The organism is Acetobacter estunensis, assembly GCF_019083805.1.
Taxonomy (GTDB): domain Bacteria; phylum Pseudomonadota; class Alphaproteobacteria; order Acetobacterales; family Acetobacteraceae; genus Acetobacter; species Acetobacter estunensis_A.
In genome coordinates, this window is the sequence record NZ_JAHRDV010000001.1 from 121,172 (window position 1) to 143,207 (window position 22,036).

Consider the following 22,036-nt stretch of genomic DNA (forward strand, 5'->3'; position numbering starts at 1 on the left):
TTTATTCGCCATCGTCCGGACCGAAAACGGTACGATTTTTGGAGACGATATTGCGACGTGAATAACCTCAGTCACCATCGTTGGATGACGTTTTTGTTCTATCTCCAGCAGCGGCAATGAGCCCAGCCTGTCCTGGTAAAATAGAACCGGTATGGAGCCACCGTCATGCGTCGCAGTCTTGCTCTCTTCAGTGCGGTCTCGGCCATGGTTTCAACGATACTGGCGATGCCAACTAGTGCGGCCGAAACCCCATTCAGTCGGCTCTATGTTTTCGGTGACAGCTATAGCGACAGTGGCGCCTCACGCACCGTTTCCAATGAAGCCGTTAATGCCAAGATTCCCCAGGCGGTGATGCTCCCTGCGGATGATAAAACGGGGCTCTATTGGAGAGGACGGTGGAGCAATGGCCCGACTGCGGTTGAGGACTTGGCCAACAAGATGGGGACTCCCATCGAGAATGTAGCGGTCGGTGGTGCACGATGTGGTAGCGGGAATTATTACACATGGCTGGACGGCTGGCGGGACACCGGTCTACGGGGGCAGGTGTTGTCATTCATTTACGCCAGACCCCGTCTTGATCCAGCCGCCCTGTACGTTCTCGGCGCCTCCGCCAACGATATCTTTCTCCACGAAGATATGGCTACGCCGCAGCCGCTCCCGGCAATCGCTGAGCAATGCGCCCAGGAGATGAAGGGAGCTATCGAACTTCTCCAGCAGCACGGGGCGCGGCATTTCCTGATCTTCGGTGCCTACAGTCTCGACCGCGTGCCGGCGGTTGCGAAAGACCCTCATGCTGCGGCGGAAGCGCGCGCTTTTCAGGCCGAATACGATCGGCGTGCGCAGACCGCTATCGAGCCGATCACAGCATCTGCGGGATCACGCATCATCTGGTTCTCATGGAGCAACGCGACCGAGAAGCTTCTCGCAAATACCCAGCCAGAACGTCTGTCAGATGTTGTCCATCCATGTCAGCCCACGCTTCCTGCACCCGGCAAGGTTTGCGGCGATCCAGACGCCCATCTCTGGTGGGACGAATATCATCCGACACGACGTGCTCATGCTCTCGTTGCGCAGCAGATACTGGATGTGGTGCGGGAGAGTGCTTCCGCGCACTGATCCACCTAGAGCCACTGATCTACCCCACCGTGCCGTGAGCATGTGCCGCGGTGATGCTGACTGAAGCTGAACGACCCGTCGCCACACTTGGCGGACGCGCCCGGAGGCGATGCTCCGTTGCGCGTGTGAGCAGGAGAATGAATCACTCGGCCATCGCGCGGTTCGTGTAGTGCCTATGCTCCAGAAGCTGACCTTCGTCCGGCTCGACATAAGGGGTAGTCTCACTTGTCGGCGGGAGAGCGGGAGGTTATGGCCCACGTGCCGTGGCAGGGAGAGGCGCGAGAACCAGTGCCACACAGAGCGCGACCATGACACGGAAAGAGGCGAGCATCGTCATTGCAGCCAGTATCGGAGCCCGTTTCATTCTCGCCTCATTTCGGTTTTCATTCTCAGCAACGAACTCTACGCTCGCGGGACGCACATCGCACCCATGCGTCCCGAACACAATGCTCGTCTGTTCGTAGCTTTGACCTTTGCCGCGTGAAGGCGATGCTCTCCATTGGTTGGTCATGGGGGGATAGCGTGCCGCGACTTGGCAAAGCGCGTCGCCATAATGGGATCCCTATATCGGCCAGCATCATCGCCTTGTTCGGGGAAACATCCGTCGATGTCATATTCGTCGAATACCGTTTCGGCGACGGCATGGAACGGTCCTTGGTGCTTTCATGATACGTGCTGCATTTTGTAATGTGACAAAATCCGATCACACGTTTCTACAAGCTGGGCGTGGTGAATCAGGAACACACCCGTTGTTGCAGAGGCTTCATATGCAGCTTTTGTGAAGGTCGAATTTGTGGCGACGATAGCAGCGGCTGATCCGGTGTGTGTGCGTGCCGTAAAGGCTTGCTGGACAGCGTCATTGCCGACTGATTTTGAATACAGCTTGCACTGTACGACAATCTTGCATCCTTCCTTTGTGGCGATGACATCTGCGCCTTGATCGCCGCTCTTTTGGGTGGCGTGTGCCTCCCATCCATCCGCCCGAAGAAGCAGGGCGCAGTATTGCTCGTAGTCGAATGGATCCATACGGGGATCGTATATGCTTGGATCGCTAACATAAGTGTCCTGCACTGCAGATATGGGCAGCGGCTCTCGTGCTAGCTGATTTATGAGGGTGACTGCACGACTTGCAATCGACTTCCAATATTTTGAAAGGCCTCGGTTATCCAGAATAGGCATAAGTCGCGTTGATGCGAAAAAAGCGACTTCCTTTGACCAAGCATCATAACTGATCGTACCATACCTATCAGGTAGTGTTTTCTGAGCGTATTGTATTTGAAGATTCTTCTTCTGTGAGTTGATTTCACTGGAAACAAAATTCCACGCCATTTTCGTGTTTTTTGTTTTGATCCAGAAGAATAGTCCTCCAATGCAGGCGCAGACAATAATAAAAATAAGCAATATAAAGCCGCCACCACTCGTGTCTGATGCCGATGTAGTAGAATTGTAGGTCGTCGACAAAGGAGAGGCTGCCCCGTCAATGGGCGAAGGCGCTGGGGGAAATGTCGATGCATTATCTGTAGCTGGGACTCCCGTGATCAAAAGAGCAGCGGCAGCGTTCGAAAGAAAGCCATCGGCCGGCGAGATATTGTGATCCTGCTCCCACGCAATGATAGCTTTGCGCGTTGCCTCCCCGTAGACGCCGTCTGCGACGGTTCCCGCAGGAAGATAGTGAAGATCAACAAGGCGTTGTTGGAGGAATATATGTTCGTCGATTGGCCTTTGCGCCTCTTCGAGAGCCCCACCGTGCAAGCGTTTTTGGTATTTTGCCGTAATTGAGTCTATTTTCTCGATATAGCAAGCCGGGTCTGCCGTAGGCTGGCTGACATTTACTTGCCCGACGTTATTCAGACAATCTGCGAATTCTTGGTCAGCAATCGCCTCACGCTTGAGGGATTTCCACCCTGATTTTCCTACAACTTGGCGTAGGGCGTAATAGGTCTGATCGAACATCAGTTCGTGCTTGGCTGCATCACTGTTCTGGCACAGCATGACGGCAATAGTGTCACTTTGACTGACACGCGAGCAGTCAAAATCGGGATGGTAAGAGACGATATGGGGTGCAGCCGTGTTGATGACTGCATTGGATGCGAGAGGCTGGGCCGCTGCTTTTTTAGGACTACTGGTGGAATGGCCAAATATTGCTACCGCAATGCCAAGCATTACCGCTCCGCCGAGAAGTGATCCCGCCTGTTTTTCCGCCTTCTTGCGTCGATAATAACGGCGGTTGTATGCGGCTTTTTTATAATCTCGCATCCAGAATGGTTTCGAACTTCTCTGGCCCACAATGGCCCCCTTTAATAAAAATCCCAAATCGTATCGGCGAGAGTGATCAACCGAGGTCCACCTTTATTGCTCAATTCTTTCCGCTTGCAGTTTCTTCAGCCGTACTCCGGCACCTCCGCCGTTCTCTGCGATGAACTCCACGCCTGCGGCTTCTAGGGCGACGCGGATGGCGTTCACAGTCCGAGGATAAAGCGCTTCGCCTCGCTCAAAGCGGGTGACAGTCGTCGGTGAAACGTCAGCCGCAGCCGCCAGCTCGCGTACTCCAAGCTGCAAGGCTGCACGTGCCATTCGGCATTGAGCGGCGTTCAAAGTGTTACCCTGTGACAAAGTTATTGACTTCTGCCCAAAGAGTGACACATTGAGCCTACCTTGTCACGTGGTGACAAGGCGGCCGGGCGTAGGAGGTGAGAGTCCTTTGCCCGACCTAACCACAACCGAAGCTGAGGTTCGGCAATGGCTGAGAATGCCCATAGCACACCCGCATCCGTGCGGGCAGCGGAGTCACGCGCCAATATCGCGGTGGCCCTCTTTGTCTCCTTCCTGATCGCCCTGTCTGTATTCGGGCTCGGCTCGCCCGATCCAGTCACGTCTGGCCGCGCCTATGCGGTGGAGGCTATCCGATGAATGGTGAAACCGGCACGGTCCCGGCTCACGAAAGCACGGCCGATCTCGCCCAGGCATTCCCTATCCGCACGCACGCGCTGAACGCGGCGGACCACGGGCTGATCCAACAGGCCCGCGACGTCACGGCCAAAGAACTGAGAGCACGGGCAACGGTGGATGACACTGAAGCGGATCCGCTCTTTGCCGAGACAACGGATGGCATACGCGCCATGGCGGATATCAAGCCGGCCACATGGGATGGCTGGTTCGCCCGGCAGGTCGCCTTTTCAGTATGGACCGGAGCGAGCAAGCCATGCGCGGATTCCGCATCTGAATGGGCCGAATTTGCCTCTGGCCGTGATGCCATGACCATGCTGGCCAATCCCCCGCCACTGGCGGATGCCGAGCTGATCGACATCTGCCAGCAGGCAGCGGAACTGCGACAGAAGGAAGACGATCACACCATCCCGGACGATGAAGCTGAGCGCTACGCGGACCGCTTCTGGGATGAGGTGAAGCGTATCCGTGCGCGACGGGCGATGACCATCGACGGCGCACGCGCCCTGGCACGGCTGATTGAAGACACGGACGGTAGTCTGCCGAAGAACCCTCGGCGCCTGTACATGTCCGAACTGGTGGAGACGCTGGTGCGCTCACTGGCTGAGAGCACGGAAGCTGCAGCACCGGATAACCAAGAAGTAAGCGAAGATTATCCACCAAGCCGTCTGGGACCTGCCGGTGCGTTTCACGCTTACGAACTGGCCTGCCGACGCCGCGCTGCTTTTGAGGACGTGGACGCCGCTCAGGGACGCGCACGGACAGCGAGCGGAATGGGCAAGATTGAAGCCAATCGACAAGCCGATGTCGCGGCCGACTTGGCGGCCGCTCTCATCAAGCTGGCTCCGTTTACAAGGTGCGAGACGCTTTCGGATGTAGGCGCCCAGGTTGGTATCGCTCTGGAATTACTCGACGAAGCAATCTCCTTGGAAGAGACGGATCCAGCGAGCATCCGAGCGGCCTATCTGGCGCTTGCAAGCACTCTCCCGACGCTTGTTCGGGTCGCAGGACGTGACCTGACACGGGCGATTGACCCCATTTTCTTCAGTGACGAGCAGGCAATGCGCGCTGGCGCACAGGCCCTGACAGGAGATCCGATGAGTTATCAACCAGAGAAACGATGGAGCGTCCGGCGCGACCAGCCTATACGCGAGATAGGCTCACCCGATGCGGTAACCATATGCGCTTACGCACGAGCTGGAGCGAAAGCCATAGCCGATACCAGCTTTATCGGGCTTTCCCATGCATATCATGAAGTATCCAAGGCCCTCGAACGTCTTCCTGCCTGCTCAGACCGGGAATTTAATGATCTTTTAGATCAGAAATATCTCCTTCTCGGTCGTCTTGGTGAAATATCGGGAAATACATCTGATGATCTCGTGGCAAAATCTCTAATCGTAATGGAGCGTCTACCTGAGTATCTACACGTATTTGAATCTGAAAAGACCAATCCAGATATTCAGATTGCTATCAGTCTAGCTCACGATGTGGTGAAATACCTTGGAGAACGGACAGCATGATCAACAGTATCAAGATGCCGTTTCGGGTCGCAGGACGTGACCTGACACGGGCGATTGACCCCATTTTCTTCAGTGACGAGCAGGCGATGCGCGCTGGCGCACGGGCTCTGACAGGAGAGTTGTCATGATGATCTTCACTTGCCCCATGGTGGGGACAGTACACCAGACGTTGCCTGTTCCCGGTTTGCATCCGATGCTGCTGGACGGCGCGGCTAGGTTTGGCCGCCGAACGCCGGAACCCCACGTCTGGCCGGCCGCGCCATCAACTCTTGCGCGTGGGGATGGCTGGCGTGGGGCTTCTATGGCGGATTCCGACAAAAAGAACTGGCTGGACAGTTTACAACCGGTTGACCGGCGCACTGCGGAACGTCTTTTGCAGGACATCGGCGAGAGTGCGTTTACACGCATAGCGCGGGCCTACGTCTCGGTCGGCGCAAAACGAGGTGCACCACCCAAAAAACTACATGAGGACTGGATCGCCGAAGGGTATCGCCTTTGGCTGCTTTCCGAAAATGCCTCTTTCAAAAAAATAGCTGAACAAGTCATTTCTGCTGACAAGGCAATTCATGAAAACGAACGTCAGGGCCGCATCAGAGCATTAGAAAGCGCTCTTAGGAAGACAGTCAGAAAGCGTGAAGCTGAGGCGGAATTGCTGACAGTTGCCGAACTGAAAGAGCGTCTTTCAATGCCTGATCTCCTGACGAAAATTGAACTTAGTTTGGCAATCCATGAAAACCATATCCGCCGTGATTGCAGCGCAAGAGACTTGTATTCATATATATCGAAGGAATTAAAAATAATTGATTCTCGCTTAAATTTCCAAAAAAGATGCAAAACAAATACATTTGGACTAATTGCCAAAACATTGGAAATATATGAAAACTCAATAGATGAATATCGAAGAAGAAAAGAGGCTAAGCGGAACGCAATACGTGATAATGCCTTTTTCGAAGCCTTCAGTGATATAATCCCGGAAGAGTTACCGGTGTCAGTCGCCTACCAATGGAAAAAAGACTGCACGAATTTTCTGCGTGCCGAAGTGCAGCGCTGGAGAGAGACAACAAAAAACGCCTGATTTTTTGCTGTTGTCTCTTGCATAAAAAACGCACCAATAGAGAGCCGCACATAGAGATGAACTAATTCGCCTCTAATCGCGGAGAAACGAAATGAATCCCGTTGCTTTCGTCCGCCCGAAGGTTGTTCGAGCGGCCCACACTCCCGTCCAGTCCGCGCTTCTGAACGAAAGAAGCGCCGCCAATTATCTCGGCCTGCACACGCGCACTTTGCAAAAGGGCCGACAGGATGGTTCTGGCCCTACATTTATCAAGCTTGGTCGACGTATCGCTTACAGGCAATGCGATCTTGATGCCTGGGTCGAAGCACACGCTGTCCGTTCCACGGCCGATGCCACGATGCGTCTGGGAGCAAAAGCATGAGCGCCGCAGAAACTTATGCATTTTTCGCGGACAAGGATGGTGCGCTCTATCGTTTTGCGGACTGGCGCGGCATGCCCTCACTTCTCGAAACCGTGTTGAGCCTCTTTGGTGAACAGTCCGAAGTGGGCAAACCCCTGACCGAGGAGCGCCAACGTGCGGGAAAGCGGCTGGGAGCCAGCCCACCCGTGCTGATCGGTCTCATGCGCTACACAGCCGGACAGCAAGCGATAGCGGATCTGCAAAAAGCTTTTGCGGCAGGCATTGCCTCTGGGACGTTTGGAGAGATGCCAGAGCTTTATCCGCTTTTTGTGGAATGGTGGTGGCGCGTGTGCGAGCAGGCAAGTTCCAAAGCCCTGCGGAACTGGCTGCACCGTCCCTTGATGGTCGAATTGTTGTGGAACGCTTCGTGGCGCGACATGGCCATCCGATCCATCCAGGAAGAATGTGCGGTCATTGATCGGACGGCTGGATGCATCCGCGTCCACAAGGAGGAATCTGCCTCTGATGCTGTAACAGCAATGCAGATCGAAAGCGCGGGGGCCGTAGCATGAGTGCGATCGAGACGCCGCAGGGCCTGCTGTGGGGTGGTTTCTCGCAGTTCGGCAACCACACGCCGCTCAATCACCTCCTGGACCTGATGCTGCGCTCTCGAGATTACCTCGGATCGGGGCATGATACCGCGGCCTTTGAGGCGATGATGGCTGCGGCACGCGCTTTCACCCCTGCTCCTGGAGTGAGCGAACTTGCAGGTCTCGCGCGGCGCGAAACCGCACTAAGGGAGTTCCTGACCGGTTATGATTCCGTGGTCGATTTCCTGAGCTGTGAAGTGCTGAAAGATCCATTGTGGTCCGTGGAAGGCGGCTTAATCCAGTTCCGCCGTGTGCTCCAGAGCGATGCGGGATCTGAGGCGACACTGGAATGGCTGGACACTCTTCCATGGTCCGAGATCCTGTCGGACGCCCGGCGCATGGATCATGCCGTGCAAGAGTTCTGTGCCGGTCGCGCTTTGCTGGATGAAAGCGGCGTGATCTTTGCCAAGGATACGGACTGTGCGCGGGCCTGACGCCAGAACCCTTTCGCACCTTCTGGCGGAGCGCATCGTCGCGCTCGCCCCCGAGTTGCTGCGTGCCGGCCATCGGGAAGGCTGCGAATGGCGCTGCGGATCCTTGGCAGGCGAGAAAGGTCAGTCTCTGGCCGTACGGCTGACCGGCCCACGCCGGGGAGTGTGGTGCGATTTCAGCGGCGGCCAAAAAGGAGATGCTCTGGATCTGGTGGCGGCCGTTCTGTTTGCAGGCAGCCGCCGTGACGCCATGGCCTGGGCGAAGAATTGGCTCGGCATAGGTGATGGCCCAGTGCCGCAACCGACGCGACAGCAGATTTCCGAAAAAACGAATAACCAGGAACTGGACCGCGATGAGCAAAGGCGGCGCGCCAAAGCCCGCGAGCTGTGGCACCAGACGCCAGCAGGCATCGCGGATACGCCGGTCGAGCTGTATCTGCGCGGTCGTGGCATCGATCTGCGCGAAATGGGACGCGCGCCGGGCTCGCTGCGATTCAATCCCGCCGTCTGGTGCGCTGAGGTCGAACGTCCGTTGCCAGCCATGCTGGCCGCCATCTGCGGTGCCAATGGCAAACAGGTAGCCGTCCACCGGACATGGCTGGTGCAGACAGCGTCGGGCATGTGGACCAAGGCGGATCTGCGGGCAAGCAAGAAAGTTCTGGGAAGTTTTGCAGGTGGTTCGATCCGCCTATGGCGCGGGGCGACCGGCAAGAGTCTGGGCATGGCCGAACCCGGAGAAAGCGTGATTGTGGCGGAAGGGATCGAAACCGGTCTGTCTGTTGCGCTCGCCTGTCCGGAATACCGCACCCTTTGCGCCGTGAGCCTCTCCAACATGGGCCGTCTCGAACTGCCTGAAGCCATCACGGACATCATCATCGCAGCGGACAATGACGCCGGCAACGAAAGTGCCCGGAAAGCCTTGGACGCTGCCTGTCAGAAATTCATCGAGCAGGGCCGCATTGTGCGTGTGGCCATGCCGGAAACGAAAGGCCGGGACTGGAACGATGTCATCCGGGAAGAAAATGGACCAAAAGACGGGGCGCGGACGTAATCGTGTGCGAGCGGCGCTCGAGGACGCCAAGGTCGTGAAACTGCCGGTATCATCGCAGCAAACTGAGTTCAGTAGACCGCCACCAGGCGTGTCACGTCGGTTTGTGATGCAGGCGGAAGGCCTGTTTCGGAATTCCGGCGATCCAGACAAGCCAAATACTTTTATCTGCGGACCAATCGAGTGCCTGGCCGAAACGCGGGATGCGGAAGGAAACGGTTGGGGCCTGCTGCTCGGCTGGACCGACCGTGACGGCGTGCGACATGAAGAGGCGTTTGCTCGCGCCCTGTTTTCCGGCGACTGCGGCGAGTTACGGAGCCGTCTCGCCAGTGGCGGTCTCACATTGGCCAGCGGACCAGCCGCCAAGAATGGCTTTTCCGAATGGCTGGCCACGATTTCAACCGATCAGCGGGCACGAAGCGTGAGCCGGATTGGCTGGCACACTTTCCGCGACGGTCCGGTCTACGTGCTGCCGACCGAAACCTTTGGCCATACGTATGAACGAGTGGTGTTGCAGCAGGAAACAGTCGAGCCGGATCTGTTCAACATGGCTGGCACGGTCGATGAGTGGCGTGAGCGCATCGGTTACCTGTGCCGTGGCAACTCGCGTCTCGTGCTGGCGGCCGCAACGGCATTCGCCTCACCTCTTCTCACTCTGCTCGGCGAGGATGGCGGCGGTTTCAACCTTCTGGGGGCATCGCGCCTGGGCAAATCGACCGCTTTGCGCGTCGCTGCCTCAGTTTGCGGCGGAACGCTGCAACTCGGCGCCGAAGGGTTCGTCCGCAGCTGGCGTGCCACGGGCAACGCTCTGGAAAGCGTGGCCCTCTCCGCGTGCGATGCTCTTTTGGTCTTGGATGAACTCGGGCAACTCGATCCAAAAGAGGCGGGCGACATCTCCTATATGCTGGCCAACGGCACCGGTAAGGCGCGGGCCAGCCGTACAGGCGGTGCCAGAGCCGTGGCGCGCTGGCGCGTGCTGTTCCTCTCCAGCGGCGAGCGCGGCTTAGCAGACATGAATGCGGAAGCTGGACGCGCAACCAAAGCAGGACAGGAAGTGCGCTTTGTGGACGTCCCCGCGGACGCTGGCGGCCCGTTCGGTCTGTTCGAGACTCTTCACCATGTCGATGCGGCCGGAGAACTGGCGGAATACCTGCGGGCAGAAACCGGCCGACTTTATGGCACGCCTTTTCGCGCCTTTCTGGCCGGACTGTCCGACCGGATCTCCGATGAAGGACTGCTCATGTTGCGCGAGGTCCTGCGAGCACGCATCGTCGAACTGACGGACTATTATCTTCAGAACTGGCCTGAAGCGTCCGGACAGGTCCGATCGGTCGCGCGACGGTTTGCCATGGTCGCGCTGGGTGGAGAACTAGCAACGGATTTCAAACTGACGGGCTGGGCCGAGGACACGGCGCGTGAGTTAGTACGCGTCTGCTTTAATGACTGGCTGAAGATGCGTGGCACTTCGGGACGGCGCGAGGATGAGCAGGCTGTCGAGCAGCTGCGCGACTTCATTTCCAAGAACGGCGAAGGCCGGTTTGAGCGATGGATTGAACCCAAGGCAGATGAATTGCCTCAGAGCGGTGAGCAGGCCGAGCCACCCGGCGAGCGATTCCGCACCCAGATGCGTGCCGGCTGGAAGCGCTGGGAAAAACTGGAAGACGGACGTGACGGTTGGATGTTCTACCTGACGCCAGCCGGCATGAAGGAAGCGCTCGTGGGCCTGAACCGGGGCGATGCCCAGCGTGTTCTGATCGAGCGTGGATTTCTAGTGCCAGGCAAGAGTGGCAAGGCCGCAACCGTCATACGACCGCCCGGATTGCCACCAACACGAGCCTACCAGGTAAAGCCATCCATCCTTGGTTCGGATGCTGGGGATGCGGCAGGATGAACCATTTTGCACGGTCACTTTCGCAGTGATGAGGGGCTTCGGTGCGGTTTTACACGTTTATGTGCGTCTTGATGGGTTTAACGATATATAAGTAGGTGTATATATAGAGTCATGGCGTCGACCCGAAAGCCGATTGAATTCGTAGGCACAGCTCTTGCAGATCTGCGGGAATTTCCTCCCGAAATCATGAGAGAAATGGGTTACGAATTAGCCTTGGTGCAAGAAGGATGTGACCCATCCGATTGGAAGCCAATGGCTATTGTCGGCCCAGGAGTGAAAGAGATTCGCGTCAGCGGTGAGGACGGTATCTATCGTTCTCTGTACGTGGCGAACTTCGGGGACAAGGTCTACGTTTTGCACTGTTTCCAGAAGAAAAGCCAAAAAACTCCCCAACGGGATATCGATTTGGCTTCAAAGCGATTGGGGACAGTCTGTAGCGGTCTTCGAAAAGCCACGAAGAAGGCGCCAGTGCAGAAAGGGAAGCAGGGATGACCAAACAAGCAGAGAAGTTCGCGGCTCCGCAGTGCTTCGATAGCGTGTGGGATGCAATCTGCGACACGACCGAAGAAGCTGAGAACATGAAGCTTCGCACTGAGGTCATGGCGGCATTAGAACGATTCGTGAAGGATAACGGCCTTACGCAGGTGCGTGCGGCGGCAGCTTTTGGCGTGACACAGCCGCGGGTGTCCGACCTCATGCGACGTAAGTTCGACCGGTTTTCTCTGGATAGCCTGCTCGCCATGGCGACGCGAGCAGGTTTACGGGCACACATTACCCTGCAGAAAGCGGCGGCCTAAAAATCCTTCGGAAACATGCGAAGACAAAACTGGGGGTCGGAACGATGTTCCGGCCCTTTTTTCGTCGTCAGCAATACTCCATGAGCATCCTTTCTTGTCATCAGGATGAGCGTCGGGGCGCGCGGGCAGCGCGGTGGCTTTCTTCCCGTTTTTTGCTCTGACCGCCTGAATTGCACCTCTATTCATGCGAAAAACGCATGCCTATCGCAGCGCAAAATGATCGGCCTGCCTGTGGATAATATACTTTGCTCATTGGAGCACAACGCGCAAAATGGCGGAAAACAGCCAATCAGTGCCGGGTGGTGTTACACATTTTTTGAAGGTGTAACAGGGCACCCAAAAAGGTGTAACACGTTTTTATACAATGAAATCCGTATCTTATTTGCACTTGTTACACCGTTACACCTGTTACACCGTTTTGAGAACAAGGGAGAGAAAGAGGACGGAAAGTGAGAGGGAGAAAATGCGGAATGTCATGCGATAGACGCATAGCTTGGCAGAATGGAAAACCATGCGTGATACGCATGGATGGAGACCACCCTATGCATTTTCTACGGGTCCTTCCTGGGAGGGTCGTGCTCCGGGGGTTATTCGCGCCCCGGTTAGAGGCACCCTTTGAGCAAAGAAAAAACCACTTGGTGTTGTTGTTGTTGTCGTCCGACTGACGGGTCTGATGAGTGATCCATGATCGATCGCGGCGACGTGCCGGCATGAAGCGATCCGAGAGAGCATCACAGAGGCGTCCAGGAAGAGCAAGCAGCAGGATCCGGGGCATGAAGAGAATCGCCCAGCAACTGGACACCTGCCCGCGCCGACGTGACCTGATGGCGCGATCAGTGGCCAATGAGTCCGGATTGAGTCCGGGGAGAAAGGCCCTCGCCTGCCCGCCTCAACATGAAAACAAATTGTCTTGGAAAACCGCGAGGCTAGTGGTGCCGGTTAGAGGATTCGAACCCCTGGCCCCATCATTACGAATGACGTGCTCTACCAACTGAGCTAAACCGGCCCGCCTTGCGGTGGCAGGCTTCTAGCGCAGGTATAAAACCCGCGCAAGCCTCTTCTTCGTCTCTTTTTCCCAAGCCAACCGAAATCCGCAAGACCGAGGAAATCACCCACAGAAGTTAACAACTCTCACAGAATATTCACAAGAATGTGAGGATAACGCCACGTGCCTGTTTTTCACGCCTCAATGGCGCACACAACATATAAAAAATTCCTTTTCTCAAAATAGCATTTCAAAAAACAACTCGAAGAAATCCTGTGTTTATTCACAGACCATAGATGATGCTCTGCCATGCATCCTCATGCTGGTCGTCCGTTCCATTCATCGGTATCGTGACGGCACTCACCGCTTCAAAGAAGGAGACGAGATATGGCTTGGAATACGCCGAAGATCACTGAGGTGCCCTTGGGTGCCGAGATCAACAGCTACGTCTGCGGTCAGAAGAAATAAGGATCCGCAGATCCGCTGAAAACGCCGCCCGCCTCGCGCTGGCGGCGTTTTGCGTTTATTGGGCTTGAGTCATGATTGATCTTGTCGTTCTGGGCGCCGCCGCTGGTGGAGGCTTCCCACAATGGAACTCCAACGCCCCGGGGTGCCAACGGGCACGCTCCGGCGACCCTCTCGCTCCTTCCCGCACACAGGCGTCCATTGCCCTCAGCGGCGATGGTGAACACTGGTTTGTGATCAATGCGTCTCCCGATCTGCGTCAACAGATCAACCAGACGCCCGTCCTGCATCCCAAGACGGACCTGCGCTCGACTCCCATCACCGGCGTTGTCCTCACGGGCGCGGAAGTGGACACCATCACGGGCCTTCTCACTCTTCGCGAACGGCAACCCTTCGAGATTCTCGCGACCCGGCAAGTGCTGGATCAACTGGATGCCAACCCGATTTTTGAGGCTCTGAATCGTGCGGTCGTCACACGCAGCGAAGTCAAGCTCGACGAGCCCCATACGCTCACCACACTGGAGAGCCGGCCAACCGGTCTGTCGATGAAGCTGTTCGCCGTGCCCGGAAAAGTGCCGCTTTATGCGGAAAAAGGGCCGGACCCCGCAGCGATTGTTGAAAACGGCGAAACGGTCGGTCTTGAGGTTACGGACGGTCGCGCACGGATCGTCTTCATTCCCGGCTGTGCCCGCATGACGGATCGCCTGCGTGACCGTCTGCGCGGCGCGGATCTTGTCCTGTTCGACGGCACGCTCTGGACGGACGATGAAATGCTTCGCGCCGGGCTGGGTGAGAAAACCGGCAAACGGATGGGCCATATGTCCGTCAATGACCCAGATGGCACCATTGCCGCGTTCCGCGATCTTGGCGTGAAGCGCAAGGTCTTTATCCACATCAACAATTCCAACCCCATCCTGCTGGAGGATTCGCCCGAACGGGCTGAAGCCGAAGCCGCTGGATGGGAAGTGTCCCATGACGGCATGAGGATCACATTATGAGTGACAAGCTTCTGACACCCGATGAACTCGAATCCGCATTGCGCGCCATCGGCGCCGAACGCTACCACAATCGTCACCCGTTCCACCGGGCGCTACATGACGGCAAGCTGAGCAAAGCTCAGGTGCAGGCCTGGGCGCTGAACCGCTACTACTATCAGGCCCGCATCCCCGCGAAGGACGCCACTCTTCTCGCCCGTCTGCCCACAGCCGAACTGCGGCGCGAATGGCGGCGGCGTATCGAGGATCATGACGGCGATGCTCCGGGTACAGGTGGCATCGCCCGCTGGCTGCATCTGACGGATGGGCTTGGGCTCGACCGGAATTATGTGGAATCGCTCGAAGGGCTGCTTCCCGGCACGCTTTTTGCCGTGGATGCTTATGTGCATTTCGTGGGTGAGAAATCGATTCTGGAAGCCATTGCCTCCTCGCTGACAGAACTGTTCTCCCCCACCATCATCTCCGAGCGCGTGGCGGGAATGCTCCGCAATTACAGCTTCATCACCGAGGATACGCTGGCCTATTTCACACCGCGTCTGACACAGGCTCCCCGCGATTCCGATTTTGCACTGGCCTATGTGAAAGAACACGCCAGTACAGTCGAGCAGCAGCAGGCCGTGCTCCGGGCACTGAAGTTCAAATGCGGCGTGCTCTGGTCGATGCTCGATGCGCTGGATTATGCCTATGTAACACCGGGCCGCATCCCACCTGGCTGTTTCCGCCCGGCATGACGGACGCTTCTCTCCTCACTGAAGAGCGGATTCCCACCTTTGTCCGCGGCACACGCCTGCAACATGACCGAGTGCGGGATCAGTGGGTGGTGCAGGCTCCAGAAAAAGCCTTTCTGGCCGATCCAATCGCGGCCGAGATATTGCGCCGGGTCGATGGGCACACCACGTTACGGGCCATCATCGACGATCTTGCCACTGCCTTTACCGCCCCACGCGACCTGATTGCGCGCGATGTGCAGGCAATGGTGCAGGATCTGGCCGAGCGGCAGGTGCTGACATGGAAGGCGTGACCCCTCCTCCCCCGATGAGCCTGTTGGCCGAGCTGACACATCGCTGCCCGCTTCAGTGTCCCTATTGCTCCAACCCGCTGGCGCTGGAACCAAAAGCCCACGAACTCTCTACCGAGGACTGGCAGCGCGTGCTGGACGAGGCTGCCGTTCTTGGCGTGCTTCAGGCCCATTTCTCGGGCGGCGAGCCGATGGCGCGCAAGGATCTGCCCGACCTCGTGCGACAGGCGTCACGCGCTGGTCTCTACACCAATCTCATCACCTCAGGTGTATTGCTGGATCGGGATTCCCTTGAAAGGCTGACGGATGCCGGGCTGGATCATGTCCAGCTCTCCTTTCAGGATGTTGATCCACAGCAGGCCGAAATCATAGGTGGGATGAAAGGTGCCCAAAGTCGCAAGATCGCGGCCGCGCGACTGATCGCCGAAGATGGCATGCCGCTGACCCTGAACTTCGTGATCCATCGCCTCAACGCCGAACGTGTGCCCGCCATGTTCGATCTGGCCGAGGAACTGGGAGCGCGCCGCGTGGAAATCGCGCACACGCAATATTATGGATGGGGCCTCAAAAACCGCTCCGCCCTTCTCCCCACACGTCAGCAACTCGAAGACACCGAACGCGCCGTCACGGCCGCTCGGACCCGGTTTGGCAACCGCATGGCTATCGACTTCGTGACACCGGATTATTACGCCGATGAGCCCAAACCCTGCATGGGCGGCTGGGGCCAACGCTTTCTCAACGTGACACCATCCGGCCGGGTATTGCCCTGTCATGCCGCCGAGACGATTCCGGATGTAACGTTTCCCACCGTTCACGACGCCTCACTAGGGGATATCTGGGAAAAATCCGAACTGTTCGGCCTATTCCGCGGCACAGATTGGATGCCTGAACCCTGCCGAGGTTGTGACCGACGCGAGATAGACTGGGGTGGTTGTCGCTGTCAGGCGCTGGCTCTGACCGGCCATGCCGAATCCGCCGATCCGGTCTGCCAGCGTTCCGCAGACCGTAAACTCGTGGATGCCGCCATTACAGAGGCGGCAACTGCGACGGAAACCTTTGTCTATCGGCGCTATGGCGACTGAGTGCTTTTTCCGTCGGAGATAGAACTGGAAAAGAAGAGAAGAAGCCTCTCTATTGGCCGCCAGCTTTGATCTTATGAGACTGGCGGCCTTAGAAAACCGTCACCGCACATTCCATGGCAACTCTACATTACGCTCTGAGCCGCGCTCTGCTTAGAGCGACAAGCGGCTCGGCTGGCTGAAATCAGCCAAGCCAAGCCGAGCCGCCTCCTATCAACCGGCGTTTTTTACCCAATCCGGATGATGCGGCACGTTAATGTCCCGCCCCGTGAGCATCATGTCCCAGTAAACGCGCGGGAAAACTTGCGTCTTGAGGAACCATGCAAAGCGGCTTGGCTTGCGTTGGTCATAGGGAAAGCTGGGGGCCGGCTTGCCACCATAAAGGAACTCCGCCAGCACGACCTTGCCGTAGCTCACCGTCAGCGGACAGGCACCGTAGCCATCGTAGCGCATCTGGAGAGGTTTACCTTCCAGCGAAGCCAGCACGTTCCCCACAACGACCGGCGTCTGAGCCCGGACGGCCGCTGCCGTCTTGGCATTGCTGGTGCCGATCACGTCACCAAGTCCGAACACCGTGTCGAATGTCTTATGCTGCAGAGTGGACGGATCGACATTCACCCACCCATTTTCATCCGCGAACGGGCTGGCCTTGATGAAATTCGGCGCACTCTGTGGAGGCGTCACATGAAGCATGTCGAAAGGATGCGTTTCGCGGGTTTTTGTCCCGTCGCCCGCCGTCACTTCAAATGTCGCCAGACGTGCCGGTCCGTCAACAGCCACGAGATTGTGCTTGTAGTTCAGATTTACGCCGTAATAATCGACGGCATACTGCAAGGACGGTCGGAAATACGCCACACCAAAGAGAGCGTCTCCAGCTAGGAAGAAATTGACTTCCGTGCGGTTGAGCGTGCCTTCTTTGCGCCAGTAATCCGAGGCCAGATAGACAATTTTCTGCGGAGCGCCGGCACACTTAATGGGCATGGGGGGCTGTGTGAACAGTGCTTTCCCGCCGTTAAGTGTCTGGATACAGGTCCATGTGTATTCCACATGCTGCATGGAATAATTGCTGCACACGCCGTTGGAACCAAGCGTCTCGCTCAGCCCCTCAATCTTGTCCCAGTCAAGCTGCAATCCAGGGCAAAGGATGAGACGCCGATACCCGATGCGCTGCCCATCATCGAGCGTCACGACATGTTCATCAGGCTGAAAGGATTGGGCGGAAGCACGAAGCCATGTCACGCCATTGGGGATCAATCCGCCTTCCTGACGCAGCGTCTCCCGTAGAGTCATCACGCCTGCCCCCACCAGCGTCCAGCCGGGTTGATAGGCATGTGTGGTGGACGGATCAATGACACCGACTGAAAGCGAAGGCCGCTCGCGGCGCAGACGGGCAGCTACGGCAATACCGGCCGCACCGCCACCCACGATCAAAATGGTGAATTGCTTGTCCGGCTGTTGCGCTGGCGTTGTTTCACTCATGTCGCGCCACTCCCTACTGTCTGAAAGACGATGTCATTCACATGAATGTCAGCCTGCGCTTCCTGAAAGTGGGGAGCAAGCACTCCATGGCTGTCGTTTGCGCATAACAGGATTCCATTCGTCAGGCTGGAATCCTTTGCTTTCGAAGCAAAGAACACCACTGGCGGACAGAGGTTCACTGGCAAAAAGAAATGGCACGCTCAAGCGAGCAAAGGCGCATGCGCCGCGCTACGCCGTCAGGCCTCGTCCTTGACCCAGACTTCGACCGGCCCCTGAAGCTTCATTGTCATGGGGCGCCCACGCCGATCGAGCGTCTTGCTGACAGCCACCCGCACCCAGCCTTCGCTGACGCAGTATTCTTCGATGTTGGTCTTTTCCACGCCCTTGAAACGCACACCTACACCACGCGCAAGAAGGGCTTCATTGAAAAATGGGCTTTCCGGATCAGCAGAAAGACGGTCGGGAAGGGAATCGCTCATAAGAAACACCTGAAAGCTGGCTTCGGATATAAAAAGGGCCGCCCGAAGGCGGCCCTATGGGCACGATCAGACGCCCCGCACAATCACACTGGCATTGGTTCCGCCAAATCCGAAACTGTTGGACAGCGCGATGTTCACCTTCCGCTCCTGTGCCTGATGCGGCACGCGGTCGATGATGCTCTCGCGGGAAGGATTGTCGAGGTTGAGCGTCGGCGGCACCACACCATCGCGGATCGCCAGCATGGAGAACATGGCTTCAACCGCGCCCGCCGCTCCAAGAAGGTGCCCGATGGCGGATTTGGTGGACGACATGGCAACCTTGCGACCGTCATCGCCGAACAGGCGCTCCACGGCAGAAAGTTCAAGATCGTCTGCCATAGTGGAGGTGCCGTGCGCGTTCACGTAGCCGATATCGCCCGGTGTGATTCCCGCACTGCGGACAGCCGCGAACATGGCCCGATAAGCACCATCATGGCCTTCGGCGGGTGCCGTAATGTGGTAAGCATCGCCCGACATTCCGTAACCGATGACCTCACCATAGATCTTGGCACCACGCTTCTTCGCGTGCTCGTATTCCTCAAGCACCACGATACCGGCCCCCTCGCCCATGACGAATCCATCACGGTCACGGTCCCAGGGACGCGACGCCTGCTTGGGTCGGTCATTGAAACCGGTTGACAGAGCGCGCGCCGAGCAGAATCCGGCAATGCCGAGTTTGCAGACCGTCGCCTCAGCTCCGCCGGCCACCATCACATCGGCATCGCCGAACATGATGGTACGAGCGGCGTCACCGATGGCATGCACACCTGTCGCACACGCCGTCACAGCCGAATGATTCGGCCCCTTGAAGCCGTAGCGAATGGAGACATTCCCCGAGACGAGATTGCCCAGCGCAGAAGGGATGAAGAAAGGAGAAAGACGCTTGGCCCGCCCCTCGTAAACCGTGATCGACGCATCGTAGATGGTCTGAAGACCACCGATCCCCGATCCGATCTGCACACCTGTCGCACACCGGTCTTCTTCAGACTCGGGCTTCCAGCCGGAATCTTCCACGGCTTCGATCGCCGCGATCATCCCAAGCTGGATGAACCGATCCATCTTCTTCTGGTCCTTGACAGGAATCCAGTCGGAGATGGTGAGCTTTCCCTCCGCTGTCGGCCCATCGGGAACCTCTCCACCGATATGGGCGGCAAGTTCGCTCGGATCGAAAGCCTGGATGCGATCAATGCCGCTTTCACCCGCGACAAGACGCTTCCAGACATTCTCGGTGCCGAGCCCGAGCGGGGTTACCATCCCCATGCCGGTGACGACAACGCGTCTCCGACCCAAATCAGATGCGGCCGACTGCAGCAAGCTCGCCTGCTCCTCAGTTCGTCAAAACAAAAAGACGGCGCCGCCCGAAAGCCGCGCTCGCCCGGACGCGAAAAAGACCTCAGGCGGCCTTCTGAGCTTCGATGTAGTCGATCGCGTCCTTGACGGTGGCGATCTTCTCAGCCGCGTCCTCGGGGATTTCGACGTTGAACGCCTCTTCGAACGCCATCACCAGCTCAACCGTGTCGAGGCTGTCAGCGCCCAGATCGTCGATGAACGACGCTTCCGGTGTCACCTTGCTCTCTTCCACACCGAGGTGCTCGACAACGATCTTCTTAACCTTATCAGCGATTTCGCTCATCTGTCTCTGCTTCCTGTCTGCCCAGGCACTACGGGCGAATGAGTTGCTCACGCCCTGTCCGGACATCCGCCAGACCAGGACATTCGTACAGGGCAACCGGGGTATGCCCGACGAGGCTGCCGGGGCGATTAGCACGGAAATCTTCCGCTCGCCAAGCGGATGCGTAAAACACCGATTGTTTCATCTGTGTCCACATCCCCAAAACTCGGCCGCCCCGTCTCTGCACCAATAAAAAACCAAATGGTTTTCCAACATGTTACGAGGAAAATCTCCTCAGATCATCGCCATGCCGCCGTTGACGTGCAAGGTGGCCCCCGTAACCCATGCCGCCTCGTCAGACGCCAGATAGACCACGGCTGATGCGACATCGTCCGGCGTGCCCATGCGACCGAGCGGGATGGACCCGACCAGTTTTTCCTTCTGGGCCTCCGGCAGCACATCGGTCATGGCCGTCGCGATAAAGCCGGGCGCCACGACATTGAGCGTCACGCCACGTGACCCCGCTTCCTGCGCCAGAGACTTGGTCATGCCCACCATACCGGCCTTGGCGGCCGAATAGTTCGCCTGCCCGGCGTTGCCCGTCGCCCCAACCACGGAGGCGATGTTGATGATACGGCCCGCACGCCTGCGAAGCATGCCCTTGAGTGCCGCACGACACAGACGGAAGGGGGAAGCCAAATCGACCTCCAGCACCTTGTTCCAGTCCTCGTCCTTCATGCGGATGGCCAGTGTGTCACGTGTGAGGCCCGCATTGTTGACGAGAATGTCCAACGGTGCACCCGCCATCTCTTCCGCACGCGCGACAAGCTGATCCGCCGCCGCTGGATCGGACAGATCGGCCGTCACGATATGGACACGCTCGCCACCCAGTTCCGCGGCCCTCTCGGCAAGAACGGCCTCCCGTGTGCCCGAGAGCACGACCGTCGCTCCCTGCTTGTGAAGAGTCCGGGCAATGGCCGCGCCGATTCCGCCGGAAGCGCCGGTGACAAGAGCGACCTTGCCGGTAAGATTGAACATGGAAATGTCCTGTGTGCTCATGGTTGAGGAAACTTCAGAAGCTCTGAAGAAAACTGTCGATGTCGGTCACACTGCCGACGGACTGTGTCTTGGCATCCGGGGCAATGCGCCGGATGAGGCCCGACAGCACCTTTCCCGCGCCAAGCTCCACGAAATGATCGATGCCCATGCCGACCATGGCGTCCACGCTCTCACGCCAGCGCACGGTGCCCGTCACCTGCTTCACCAGAAGGTCGCGGATCGTATCCGGCGATGTCACCTTTTCCGCCGTGACGTTGGCGACAATCGGCACGATGGGAGCACGGATATCCGCCTGCGCAAGCGCCTCCGCCATTTCCTCGGCGGCCGGACGCATGAGCGAACTGTGAAACGCCGCAGACACAGGCAACTTCACCGCACGCTTGATGCCTTTTTCCTTGGCAATAACGATAGCGCGGTCAATGGCTCCGATCTGACCCGACACCACGATCTGACCGCCTCCATTGTCATTGGCGATCTCGATGATTTCATGCCGCTCCGGTTCGCCCTCAACCTTCACAATGGCCGCTTCCGCACACACTTCACGGGCCTGCTCCGGCGTCACGCCGATCAGCGCCGCCATGCCACCTTCCCCGGCCGGGACGGCCCGTTGCATGGCCTGTCCACGCAGACGCAGCAGACGCGCTGCCTGGGCGATGCCGAAGGACCGGGCGGCCGCGAGTGCGGAATATTCACCCAGCGAATGCCCTGCCATGAGCGTGGCGCGCTGGCTAAAGTCTATTCCACCTTCACGTTCCAACACGCGCACGACCGCCATGGAAACTGCCATCAACGCCGGCTGGGCATTCTCCGTGCTGGTCAGGGATTCGGCCGGTCCTTCGAAAATGATTTTCGAGAGATGCTCGCCCAGCGCGTCATCGACTTCCTGAAAGACTTCGCGGGCAGAGGAAAAGGCGTCGGCAAGATCCTGTCCCATGCCGGGGGACTGACTTCCCTGTCCGGGGAAAACGAAGGCGTAAACAGGCATGGGCCTCTCCTCGACAGACATGACATC

At 57.8% G+C, this 22,036-nt stretch carries 26 protein-coding genes and 1 tRNA gene; 17 read left to right on the forward strand and 10 right to left on the reverse strand.

Translation table 11 applies throughout. The features are described 5' to 3' along the window. Positions 1–165: 165 nt before the first annotated feature. A complete protein-coding gene (locus tag KUA11_RS00700; protein WP_217408765.1) occupies positions 166–1,116 on the forward strand; it encodes an SGNH/GDSL hydrolase family protein in 951 nt (316 codons plus the stop codon). A 5-nt stretch (positions 1,117–1,121) separates the two neighbouring features. On the opposite strand, the gene KUA11_RS17785 is transcribed toward KUA11_RS00700, so the two are convergent. The 3 genes from KUA11_RS17785 to KUA11_RS00715 form a co-directional block, all read right to left on the reverse strand. Continuing rightward, positions 1,122–1,262: a DUF3761 domain-containing protein gene (locus KUA11_RS17785; RefSeq protein ID WP_217408766.1), complete on the reverse strand. Its 141-nt coding sequence runs from the start codon at positions 1,260–1,262 to the stop codon at positions 1,122–1,124. 517 nt (positions 1,263–1,779) lie between these two features. Next, on the reverse strand, positions 1,780–3,372 hold the full coding sequence (locus KUA11_RS00710) for a restriction endonuclease (RefSeq protein ID WP_217408767.1): 1,593 nt from the start codon (positions 3,370–3,372) through the stop codon (positions 1,780–1,782). A gap of 93 nt (positions 3,373–3,465) precedes the next feature. After that, positions 3,466–3,690: a helix-turn-helix domain-containing protein gene (locus KUA11_RS00715; protein ID WP_217408768.1), complete on the reverse strand. Its 225-nt coding sequence runs from the start codon at positions 3,688–3,690 to the stop codon at positions 3,466–3,468. A gap of 165 nt (positions 3,691–3,855) precedes the next feature. On the opposite strand from KUA11_RS00715, the gene KUA11_RS00720 reads away from it, so the two are divergent. From KUA11_RS00720 to KUA11_RS00765, 11 genes are all read left to right on the forward strand, one after another. Then, positions 3,856–4,026: a hypothetical protein gene (locus KUA11_RS00720; RefSeq protein ID WP_217408769.1), complete on the forward strand. Its 171-nt coding sequence runs from the start codon at positions 3,856–3,858 to the stop codon at positions 4,024–4,026. Then, positions 4,023–5,582, forward strand: a complete 1,560-nt coding sequence (locus KUA11_RS00725) for a hypothetical protein (protein WP_217408770.1) — start codon at positions 4,023–4,025, stop codon at positions 5,580–5,582. The genes KUA11_RS00720 and KUA11_RS00725 overlap by 4 nt, the downstream gene beginning before the upstream one ends. After that, a complete protein-coding gene (locus tag KUA11_RS17690; RefSeq protein ID WP_264806307.1) occupies positions 5,579–5,710 on the forward strand; it encodes a hypothetical protein in 132 nt (43 codons plus the stop codon). The genes KUA11_RS00725 and KUA11_RS17690 overlap by 4 nt, the downstream gene beginning before the upstream one ends. Positions 5,711–6,613: 903 nt before the next feature. Then, a complete protein-coding gene (locus tag KUA11_RS17790; RefSeq protein ID WP_368040904.1) occupies positions 6,614–6,682 on the forward strand; it encodes a hypothetical protein in 69 nt (22 codons plus the stop codon). A 66-nt stretch (positions 6,683–6,748) separates the two neighbouring features. Further along, positions 6,749–7,018, forward strand: coding sequence for a helix-turn-helix transcriptional regulator (locus KUA11_RS00735; RefSeq protein ID WP_217408771.1), 270 nt, complete (start codon positions 6,749–6,751; stop codon positions 7,016–7,018). Further along, positions 7,015–7,569 (forward strand): hypothetical protein, encoded by a 555-nt coding sequence (locus KUA11_RS00740; protein WP_217408772.1) that lies wholly within the window; start codon positions 7,015–7,017, stop codon positions 7,567–7,569. Before KUA11_RS00735 ends, KUA11_RS00740 begins: the two co-directional genes overlap by 4 nt. Continuing rightward, the gene (locus tag KUA11_RS00745; RefSeq protein WP_217408773.1) at positions 7,566–8,081 is read left to right on the forward strand and encodes a hypothetical protein; all 516 of its coding nucleotides are present in this window, start codon (positions 7,566–7,568) and stop codon (positions 8,079–8,081) included. Before KUA11_RS00740 ends, KUA11_RS00745 begins: the two co-directional genes overlap by 4 nt. After that, positions 8,068–9,129 (forward strand): DUF7146 domain-containing protein, encoded by a 1,062-nt coding sequence (locus tag KUA11_RS00750; RefSeq protein ID WP_217408774.1) that lies wholly within the window; start codon positions 8,068–8,070, stop codon positions 9,127–9,129. The genes KUA11_RS00745 and KUA11_RS00750 overlap by 14 nt, the downstream gene beginning before the upstream one ends. After that, the gene (locus tag KUA11_RS00755; RefSeq protein WP_217408775.1) at positions 9,083–11,017 is read left to right on the forward strand and encodes a DUF927 domain-containing protein; all 1,935 of its coding nucleotides are present in this window, start codon (positions 9,083–9,085) and stop codon (positions 11,015–11,017) included. The genes KUA11_RS00750 and KUA11_RS00755 overlap by 47 nt, the downstream gene beginning before the upstream one ends. Positions 11,018–11,128: 111 nt before the next feature. Next, a complete protein-coding gene (locus KUA11_RS00760; protein WP_217408776.1) occupies positions 11,129–11,509 on the forward strand; it encodes a type II toxin-antitoxin system RelE/ParE family toxin in 381 nt (126 codons plus the stop codon). Then, positions 11,506–11,814, forward strand: a complete 309-nt coding sequence (locus tag KUA11_RS00765) for a helix-turn-helix domain-containing protein (protein WP_217408777.1) — start codon at positions 11,506–11,508, stop codon at positions 11,812–11,814. The genes KUA11_RS00760 and KUA11_RS00765 overlap by 4 nt, the downstream gene beginning before the upstream one ends. 930 nt (positions 11,815–12,744) lie before the next feature. Here KUA11_RS00765 and KUA11_RS00770 read toward each other — a convergent pair. After that, positions 12,745–12,820, reverse strand: a tRNA-Thr gene (locus KUA11_RS00770). Positions 12,821–13,186: 366 nt separating this feature from the next. On the opposite strand from KUA11_RS00770, the gene pqqA reads away from it, so the two are divergent. The 5 genes from pqqA to pqqE all read left to right on the forward strand — a co-directional run bounded on the left by pqqA (position 13,187) and on the right by pqqE (position 16,359). Beyond that, positions 13,187–13,267 carry a pyrroloquinoline quinone precursor peptide PqqA gene (gene pqqA, locus KUA11_RS00775; RefSeq protein WP_010666882.1) on the forward strand — a complete coding sequence of 27 codons (81 nt, stop codon included), beginning with the start codon at positions 13,187–13,189 and terminating at the stop codon, positions 13,265–13,267. 71 nt (positions 13,268–13,338) lie between these two features. Then, positions 13,339–14,262, forward strand: a complete 924-nt coding sequence (gene pqqB, locus KUA11_RS00780; RefSeq protein ID WP_217408778.1) for a pyrroloquinoline quinone biosynthesis protein PqqB — start codon at positions 13,339–13,341, stop codon at positions 14,260–14,262. Next, a complete protein-coding gene (pqqC, locus tag KUA11_RS00785) occupies positions 14,259–14,990 on the forward strand; it encodes a pyrroloquinoline-quinone synthase PqqC (RefSeq protein WP_217408779.1) in 732 nt (243 codons plus the stop codon). The genes pqqB and pqqC overlap by 4 nt, the downstream gene beginning before the upstream one ends. Beyond that, positions 14,987–15,280 carry a pyrroloquinoline quinone biosynthesis peptide chaperone PqqD gene (gene pqqD, locus KUA11_RS00790; RefSeq protein ID WP_217408780.1) on the forward strand — a complete coding sequence of 98 codons (294 nt, stop codon included), beginning with the start codon at positions 14,987–14,989 and terminating at the stop codon, positions 15,278–15,280. Before pqqC ends, pqqD begins: the two co-directional genes overlap by 4 nt. Continuing rightward, positions 15,268–16,359: a pyrroloquinoline quinone biosynthesis protein PqqE gene (gene pqqE / locus KUA11_RS00795; protein WP_254454589.1), complete on the forward strand. Its 1,092-nt coding sequence runs from the start codon at positions 15,268–15,270 to the stop codon at positions 16,357–16,359. Before pqqD ends, pqqE begins: the two co-directional genes overlap by 13 nt. A 210-nt stretch (positions 16,360–16,569) precedes the next feature. Here the strand turns inward: pqqE and KUA11_RS00800 are convergent, their stop codons facing one another. The 6 genes from KUA11_RS00800 to fabD all read right to left on the reverse strand — a co-directional run bounded on the left by KUA11_RS00800 (position 16,570) and on the right by fabD (position 22,009). Beyond that, on the reverse strand, positions 16,570–17,835 hold the full coding sequence (locus KUA11_RS00800; RefSeq protein WP_166316865.1) for an NAD(P)/FAD-dependent oxidoreductase: 1,266 nt from the start codon (positions 17,833–17,835) through the stop codon (positions 16,570–16,572). 236 nt (positions 17,836–18,071) lie between these two features. Beyond that, entirely contained in the window at positions 18,072–18,314 is a 243-nt protein-coding gene (locus tag KUA11_RS00805; protein WP_217408781.1) for a DUF3297 family protein, read from the reverse strand. 66 nt (positions 18,315–18,380) lie between these two features. Beyond that, positions 18,381–19,667: a beta-ketoacyl-ACP synthase II gene (gene fabF, locus KUA11_RS00810; protein WP_217408782.1), complete on the reverse strand. Its 1,287-nt coding sequence runs from the start codon at positions 19,665–19,667 to the stop codon at positions 18,381–18,383. A 79-nt stretch (positions 19,668–19,746) separates the two neighbouring features. Continuing rightward, a complete protein-coding gene (locus tag KUA11_RS00815) occupies positions 19,747–19,986 on the reverse strand; it encodes an acyl carrier protein (protein WP_166316854.1) in 240 nt (79 codons plus the stop codon). A 273-nt stretch (positions 19,987–20,259) separates the two neighbouring features. After that, positions 20,260–21,003 carry a 3-oxoacyl-[acyl-carrier-protein] reductase gene (gene fabG, locus KUA11_RS00820; protein ID WP_217408783.1) on the reverse strand — a complete coding sequence of 248 codons (744 nt, stop codon included), beginning with the start codon at positions 21,001–21,003 and terminating at the stop codon, positions 20,260–20,262. A gap of 34 nt (positions 21,004–21,037) precedes the next feature. After that, entirely contained in the window at positions 21,038–22,009 is a 972-nt protein-coding gene (gene fabD / locus KUA11_RS00825; RefSeq protein ID WP_217408784.1) for an ACP S-malonyltransferase, read from the reverse strand. Positions 22,010–22,036: the final 27 nt, after the last annotated feature.